General features: G+C 69.5%; 8 protein-coding genes. 2 read left to right on the top strand and 6 right to left on the bottom strand.

What is annotated here, in order from left to right; translation table 11 throughout:
• From OQF71_RS13065 to OQF71_RS13040, 6 genes are all read right to left on the bottom strand, one after another.
• A partial coding sequence (locus OQF71_RS13065) for a biotin/lipoyl-containing protein (protein ID WP_280588196.1) occupies positions 1-736 on the bottom strand: 736 nt, incomplete at its 3' end.
• Between the two features lie 72 nt (positions 737-808).
• Positions 809-1795 carry an alpha-ketoacid dehydrogenase subunit beta gene (locus tag OQF71_RS13060; protein ID WP_280588195.1) on the bottom strand — a complete coding sequence of 329 codons (987 nt, stop codon included), beginning with the start codon at positions 1793-1795 and terminating at the stop codon, positions 809-811.
• A complete protein-coding gene (gene pdhA, locus OQF71_RS13055) occupies positions 1796-2899 on the bottom strand; it encodes a pyruvate dehydrogenase (acetyl-transferring) E1 component subunit alpha (protein WP_280588194.1) in 1104 nt (367 codons plus the stop codon).
• A gap of 312 nt (positions 2900-3211) precedes the next feature.
• Positions 3212-3634 carry a CopG family transcriptional regulator gene (locus tag OQF71_RS13050; RefSeq protein WP_280588192.1) on the bottom strand — a complete coding sequence of 141 codons (423 nt, stop codon included), beginning with the start codon at positions 3632-3634 and terminating at the stop codon, positions 3212-3214.
• Between the two features lie 148 nt (positions 3635-3782).
• The gene (locus tag OQF71_RS13045) at positions 3783-4445 is read right to left on the bottom strand and encodes a DNA-binding protein (protein ID WP_280588191.1); all 663 of its coding nucleotides are present in this window, start codon (positions 4443-4445) and stop codon (positions 3783-3785) included.
• Positions 4446-5372 (bottom strand): replication factor A, encoded by a 927-nt coding sequence (locus OQF71_RS13040; RefSeq protein ID WP_280588190.1) that lies wholly within the window; start codon positions 5370-5372, stop codon positions 4446-4448.
• A gap of 758 nt (positions 5373-6130) precedes the next feature.
• Here OQF71_RS13040 and OQF71_RS13035 point away from each other — a divergent pair.
• A complete protein-coding gene (locus OQF71_RS13035; RefSeq protein ID WP_280588189.1) occupies positions 6131-6433 on the top strand; it encodes a hypothetical protein in 303 nt (100 codons plus the stop codon).
• Positions 6434-6519: 86 nt separating this feature from the next.
• Positions 6520-7387 (top strand): hypothetical protein (locus OQF71_RS13030; protein WP_280588188.1); only part of this gene is annotated, 868 nt, incomplete at its 3' end.

Genomic DNA, 7387 nt, shown 5'->3' with positions numbered 1-7387 from the left:
CGGCGGCGCCACCGACGCGGAGCGCGCGCGCGAGTTTCCGGGCCGCCGGCGCCGCGAGCGCCGTGTCGCGGCCGGCCGGATCGGGGGCCCCGACGGCGGTCGCCGCGGACTCGGCCGGTCCGTCGTCACCGCGCTTTCTCACGGCCGACTGCCGGTCGCCGGAGCCGACGTCGGTCGGGGTCGGCGCGGGCGCCTCGTCTGATTCGGCGCTGTCCGCATCCGCGTTTCCGGCGTCGCCCTCGGCGTGCGCTCGCACGTCGGCCTCGCTGACGCGGCCGCCGGGACCGCTCCCGTCAACCGCCGCGACGTCGACGCCGAGTTCGCGAGCGAGACGACGGGCCGAGGGCGGCGCGAACGTCCGGCCCGCGGGCGTGTCTGGCTCGGCCTCGGCCGCGTCGTCGTCCGGGGGCGCTTCAGCCTCTCCGTCGCCGCTCGCGGTCTCGCTCCCCTCGGCGGCGGAGCCGGAATCGTCGGCCCCCTCGCCCGCGCCGCCCTCGTCGACGCGGAACGAGATGATCACGTCGCCGACGGGGACCATCTCCCCCTCATCGACGAACAGCGCCTCGACGGTCCCGTCGTAGCTCGACGGGACCTCGACGAGCGCCTTGTCGGTCTCGACCTCCGCGACCGGTTGGTCCTCCTCGACGCGGTCGCCGGGAGCCACGAGCCACGAGACCAGTTCGCCCTCCGCGACGCCCTCGCCGACGTCCGGCAGTTTGAATTCTTTAACCGTCATGGGTGACTCTCCTCGACGGTCGCGCGTCGGATCGCATCGGCGGTCATGGGATGGATATCCTCGGGAGCCATCTTAAAACTCGACCGCCTCCAGGATTCCGTCCTCGACGCGCGCCGCGGTCGGGAGGTAGTAGTCCTCCAGCGCGTACAGCGGGTACGGCACGTCGAAGCCGGTGACGCGCTTCACGGGCGCCTCTTGGTACAACAGCGCCTCTTCTTGGATGATCGCCGTGATCTCCCCCGCGAGCCCGCCCGTCTTGGGCGCCTCGTGGACGACGACCGCGCGGCCGGTGCGCTCGAAGGCGTCGACGATGGCCTCGCGGTCCAGCGGGGAGACGGTGCGGAGGTCGACGACCTGGCACTCGATCCCCTCCTCGGCGAGGCTCTCGGCGGCCTCCAGCGTGGGGCGCGTCATGGCGCCGTAAGTGAACACCGCCACGTCGTCGCCCTCGCGGCGGGTCGCGGCCTCCCCGAGCGGGACCGCGTACGGCTCCTCGGGCACCTCCTCGCGAAACGCGCGGTAGATGAGCTTCGGTTCGAGGAAGATCACCGGGTCGGGGTCGCGGATCGACGCCGCGAGCAACCCCTTGGCGTCGTACGGCGTCGAGGGGATAGCGACCTTGAGTCCGGCCTCGTGGGCGTAGAAGGCCTCCTTCGACTCGGAGTGGTGCTCCGGCGCGCGGATCCCCCCGCCGTAGGGGGCGCGCAGCGTCATCGGGACGGTGAACCGACCTCGGCTCCGGGCGCGGAACCGGGCCATGTGGGAGACGATCTGGTCGAAGCCGGGGTACATGAACCCGGAGAACTGGATCTCCGGGACCGGCCGGAGCCCCATCGCGGCCATGCCGACCGCGGCGCCGACGATGCCCGACTCCGCGAGCGGGGTGTCGACGACGCGGTCGCCGCCGAACTCGTCGTAGAGCCCCTCGGTCGCGCGGAAGACGCCGCCGTTCTTCCCGACGTCTTGGCCTAACACGAGGACGTCGTCGTCCTCGCGCATCTCGCTGTACAACCCGTCACGTACCGCCTGTACGACGGTGAGGTTCTGTGTGTCGCTCATTTACTCCTCCAAGAACGCCTCGTCGCCGTGCGCCTCGCGGAAGGCCGCGAACTCCTCCCGCTGCCGCGCCAGTTCGGGCGGGAGCTCCGCATACGCGTGCTCGAACAGTTCGCTCGGCTCCGGCCGCGCGGCCGCCTCCGCCGCGTCGATCGCGTCGGCGACGCGCTCCTCGACCGCGGTCTCGATCGCCGCGACGCGCTCGTCGTCGAGGATCCCCTCCGACCGGAGGTACGCCTCCAGCCGCGGGATCGGGTCCTTCGCCTTCCAGCGCTCGACCTCGTCGTCGTCGCGGTAGACGGTGGGGTCGTCGGCGGTCGTGTGCGCGCCGAACCGGTACTGGATCGCCTCGATCAGCGTCGGACGCGGGCGGTCGGTCTCCGGGTCGCGCGCCTTCTCCACGGCGGCCGTCGTGACGCTGTACACCGCGAGCGGGTCCATCCCGTCGACCTGCACCCCGTCGATCCCGTACGCCTCCGCCTTCTGGGCCAGCGTCGCGCTCCGCGTCTGCCGCTCGCGGGGCACGGAGATCGCCCACTGGTTGTTGTTACAGAAGAAGACGGTCGGCGTGTCGAACACGCCGGCGAAGTTGACCCCCTCGTGGAAGTCGCCCTCGCTGGTCGCGCCGTCGCCGAAGTAACAGAGGAAGACCTCGTCGGTCCCGCGGAGCTTCGACGCCCACGAGGCGCCGGTGGCGTGGGGGACCTGCGAGGCGATGGGGACCGCGACCGGGAAGACGTTCACGTCCTCGGGCGCCTTGTTGCCGGCCTCGTGGCCCATCCAGTAGAGGAGCGTCTGTTTCAGCGGGAGGCCGCGGACGAGGGCGGCGCCGTGCTCGCGGTAGGAGGGAACCATCCAGTCGTCCTCGGCGAGCGCCGTCGCGGAGCCGATCTGGGCGCCCTCCTGCCCCGACAGCGGCGGGTACGTCCCCATCCGCCCCTGTCGCTGGAGGCTCACCGCTCGGCCGTCGAAGTGTCGGGCGAGCCGCATAAGTCGGTACATCTCGACGAGTTCCTCCTCGTCGAGGTCGGGGACGTCGCCGACGACCTCGCCGTCCTCGTCGAGCACGCGGACCGGATCGTCGTACGCCCTGTCGAATACGCTCACGGTCGAACCCACCTGTTCATGTGCAAACGGTTCGCCGCCCGGGTAATATCGTTTTCGTACATAGTTTATTATAATCAGAAATCAGTGGGCGCGCTGAGAAACTGTCCATCAGATTCGGAGAGAACCGGACGGTTTTGGATAACTCGCGCCGAGTCCGGCAATATTTTCGCCGATCGGCCGTTTCGCCGAACAGTAACGGACAATCCGGACGGTTTGCCGAGAGATCGAAACCACAACAGAGGACGAGGCCGCGGCTCGGCGGGGTCGATCAGAGCGACAGAAGCAGCGTGTACGAGCGCGACCGGGCGCCGGCTACCCGAGCCGGAAGGAGGGTTCGTCGCGCTCGCCGCGTTCGCCGCGCTCGCCGTCGAGTTCTTCTAACTGGATTACGTCCTCGTCGTCGTCGTCCAGCTGCTCGCGGAGGTGGTTCATGTACCGCTTGTGCTCTTCGAGCTGTTCGCGGAGGTGGTCGGCCTCGAGCTCCAGCCGCTCGTGCTCGCGGACGAAACTCTTCGGGACCTCGACGCGCGGCGGGAACACCTCGCCGGTCTCGGTCTCGCTCTGGAGCTCCGCCTCCGGGACGGCGCGGACCTGTCCGTCGTGGGCAACGAGCGTGTCCACGTAGTCCCGGAACACCGCCGACAGCGAGATGTCGCGCTCCTCGGCGATGTCGCGGAGCGCCTCGAACGCGTCCTCGTTGACGCGGAACGAGATCGTCTTGTTCTTGTTGCCCATTACCGGCAGAGTCCCCTCGCGAGCCACTTAAGCGTTTGTCAGACGGTAGCAGGGAAAGGGGGAACACCGCGTGTTTCGGGAGTGAGACGCCCGGTCTCCTCACGGAGCGGCCGGAGTTCGCCCGCGTCTCGGGCGGATCCGCCGCCGGTCAGGGCTCCGGCGTCCCGGCCGGATCCGGCGCGTCGTCGGTGGCGTCACCGTCGTCGAGGCCCTCGCCCGCGGCGTCTCCGGCGAGCTCGTCGCCGTCATCGAGGTCCTCCAGCGCCGACAGCGCGGCGGCCTTGTACGTCTCGGGGTCGAAGTCGTACTCCTCGCGGGCCATCCGCGCGTACTCGTTGCCCTCGTCGTCGAACGCGGCGACGCGCTCGATCGTCCGGCGTGCGGTCTCGGCGACCCAGCGGTCGCGGGTGACAGCGTCGACCTCGGTGATCGACTCGGGGCGGACGGAGACCCGGACGGTGCCGTCGTCGGTCTCGTACGTCCGGGGCTTCCCCACGACTGCGACGTAGGCGGGCGCCTCCAGGTCGCGGAGCTTGGAGGCGGCCTCGGGCTGGTACTGGCCGGCGTACACGAAGAACGTGCCCGTCGGGTCGACGATGCGGCCGCGCCAGTACTCGGCGTCCTCGCCGACGTCCTCCTTCTCGGTGAGGGTGCCGACGAAGAACACGCGGTTCGAGGACTCGCCCGTCGGTAACAGCGCGTAGACGGGGGCGCGCTCGTCGTCGGACTCGGTGAACGTGTAGCCGGCGTCGTTGAACTCGCTCGCGAACACGCGCCGGGCGACCTCTCGGGTGGGTGCGGATTGACTCATTTAAATCGACCTCGCTTCGATCAGCGCGCTCTCGACGTCGACTCTCCCGGGCTTTTCCATTTCGTCGACGAGGACGTACCGGCCGAAGGTGGGGCCGGTGACGCGGTAGTAGCGCCCGAGCACGTCGTCGCCCATCTCCTCGGCGACGACGGTGGTGTCGAGCGCGTCCATCGCCATGTCCTTGGCCTCCTCCAAGCCCATGCCGGTGAGTTCCTCGGTGGCCTCGCGGTCGAAGATGACCTCGGTGACGGTCTCGCCGTCGTCGAGGACGCCCTTGATCCGGAGGTCGAACTCGCCCTCGACCTGGCCGTGCTCGGAGCACCGGCCGTTCTGGAGGACGCGCGTGCAGTCGTCTTCGGGGCAGCGCTTGATCAGCCCGGAGCCGGACTGGATGTCGACTAAGGCTCCCTCGACGGTGTCGGCGTTGTCGCCGACCTCGATCTCCTCGTCGATCTCGGTGATACCGGTGGTCCGGTTGAGCTTCACCGAGTAGCTGCCCTCGTACTCGTCGGTGACGACGTTCGAGAGCTCGTACGCCTGTCCCTCCGTCAGCTCGGGGAGGTCGGAGGTCTCGAAGGCGACGAACTTGATCGTGCCCGACTCGTCGCCGAGGAGCCCGACCTGCGAGATCGAGTCGCTGCGGGGCTCCCAGAGGTCGACCAGCTCCACGCGCAGGTCGACCCACTGTTCGTCCTCGTCGATCTCGTTGACGAGGACCGACTCGCTGCCGCCGCGGCCAAGCTCGTCGCGCTCCATCCCGGCGTCTTCGAGGTAGCTGTTGGTGACGCTCCGGCGCGCCTCGTCTACCGGGACGCGGTACTCGTTGACGAGGTTCTCCAGCCGCTCCTCGACCTCGTCGGCGTCCACGTTCAGGTGGTCCGAGAACTGTTCCGCTATCGCTTCCGCTTCCTGTCGCAGTTCGCTCATGGGGTGTCTCCGCCTCCGGTCGTGTTTCAATGGGAGGCGTACGACGGTTGGTTCCTCACGGTATTAAAAATCCCGCAACCACGGTGAAAGTGGTCGGTTCAGACGGGCTGGCGCGCTCTTCTGGCGGTTTCGGGTTGTCGATAGCCGGGCGCGTCAGACGCACGTACGCCGCACGCGGGCTTCGTTTCAAGTGGAACGGTACCACGTGAAGCGCCCGCAAGCGACGACGTGAACTTCCGGTGGAAAGGCGTCGCGGGCAGTCACGGCAGCGCCTTTTAAAATTCCTCGACCGGCCGCGAGATTTGCTTATAAATAGACGTGCGGTGGCGCGCGCCTCCGAGCGGTCGCCCTCGGCGACCGCGAGGAGAGCGTGCGAGGGAGTCGCTGGCACCCTCCGCTTCGCTTCGGGAGCCAGCGACGAGGCTGGGGAGGTATGAGGTGCTGTGCGGTGCCGTGCGGGGTGGGACTCAAAGGGGCAGCCGTGGGGACGACGCAGGCGACGAAAGCACCGCAGGGAGCGAGCACCGCGAGCGACTGAGGGGCGCAGCGAGCGTGCGTCGTCCTCACGGCTGGGGCTTTGGAGTGGCTCACCGTCGATCCGTCGTCGAACGTTTATAGGCGAGCGACTGGGGCTTTGGAGGTGTTCACCGCGACGGCAACGATTATTTATAAATCTCATACGCCGATTCCGCCATCCGCGGATCGATTAGCCTCGTATCGCCAACGGACCTATATCCGACGCGCCGATACGACCTCCCATGGACGACCGACTCGAACGCGTCATCCGCCGGAAGCTCCGCAGGGCGGGCAAGCAGTTCGAGGAGGCGAAGCGGGCGTACGCCGAGGGGAGGGGCGACCCCGACGGCGACGCCGGCGGGGCGGAGCGGTACGATCTCCCGACCGACGACGAGGGACGCGCCCGGATCGTCTGTCGGCGGCACGCGGAGCGGCGGGCGGTCGCCGTCGACGCCGAGGGACGACCGTCGTGTTTCGAGGCCGGCCATCCCGACTGTGAAGGCTGCGCGGAGGACGTGCGGGACGGATACGTCGAGACGTGGTAAGGGCGGGTTCGGCAGGCGCACCGTCGAGAGAGGTGGCCCCGCCGATCATCCGAAGGCGTTTTTAGCTGGGCTCCCAGGGAGCGGGCATGAAGCGGACGACGGTCGCCGTCGGGCTCCTCGCCGTCGTCGTGGCCGGACTCGCGCTCTCCGGCGTCTTCGGCGGACCGCCGGCGGAAGGGCCGTCGGCGGCGGGGCCGCCCGCGGAGGAGCCGGCGGCGTCGACGGTCCCCGAGGAGTCGCTCATCGCGGTCGACGGCGGATACCGGCTGTGGCCGTACACGAGCCGGAGCACGTCCGTCGAGGGGCGGACGCTCGCGATCAACGTCGTGTTCCACGCCGACGCGGCGGCGACGCGCGCGGCGATCGAGGGCGGCGCGGAGGCCGACTGGCAGGAGACCGACGAGACGGAGGCGGAGACGACCGCCGACGCCGAGCAGGTGCGGGCGTTCGTCGAGCGCGACTGGGCCGACGCCCGCAGCTCGACGCGGTACGGCTACGTCGAGGGGCCCGCGGGCGGGGTCTGGCTGACCGAGACGTTCGAGCTCCACGACGGGGCGTACCTCGGCGTGCGCGACCACGTCCGGGCGTACGAGTCCCCCGACGGGGCGTACACCGCGGTACAGGCCCACGAGGAGTACTACGACTGGTTCCGGCTCCGCCACACGGTGCCCGGGATCGACGAGCCGACGGTCCGGCTGGAGGACGAGTTCATCCACGGCGGGGTCGACGCCGAGGTCCGCCGCGAGTACCGCGGGATCGACGGCGGGTGGAGCGACGGCTGGGTCTCGGTGATCGAGCTGGCGTCGCTCGTGACCGTCGCCGGGAGCCTGCTCCGACGGCGGACCCGGGCAGCGGCCGTCGACCTCGCGCGGCGGAGCCGCCGGGAGGCGGTGAGACACGCTGACGCCGCACTGCTCGGGGTCTGTCGCTATTGCACATCTCCGGGCCCACGAG

The organism is Halorubrum sp. Boch-26 (assembly GCF_029889805.1).
Lineage (GTDB): Archaea > Halobacteriota > Halobacteria > Halobacteriales > Haloferacaceae > Halorubrum.
Note: the sequence above shows the minus strand (reverse complement) of the source record. Positions and strands in the feature narration are given on the sequence as shown.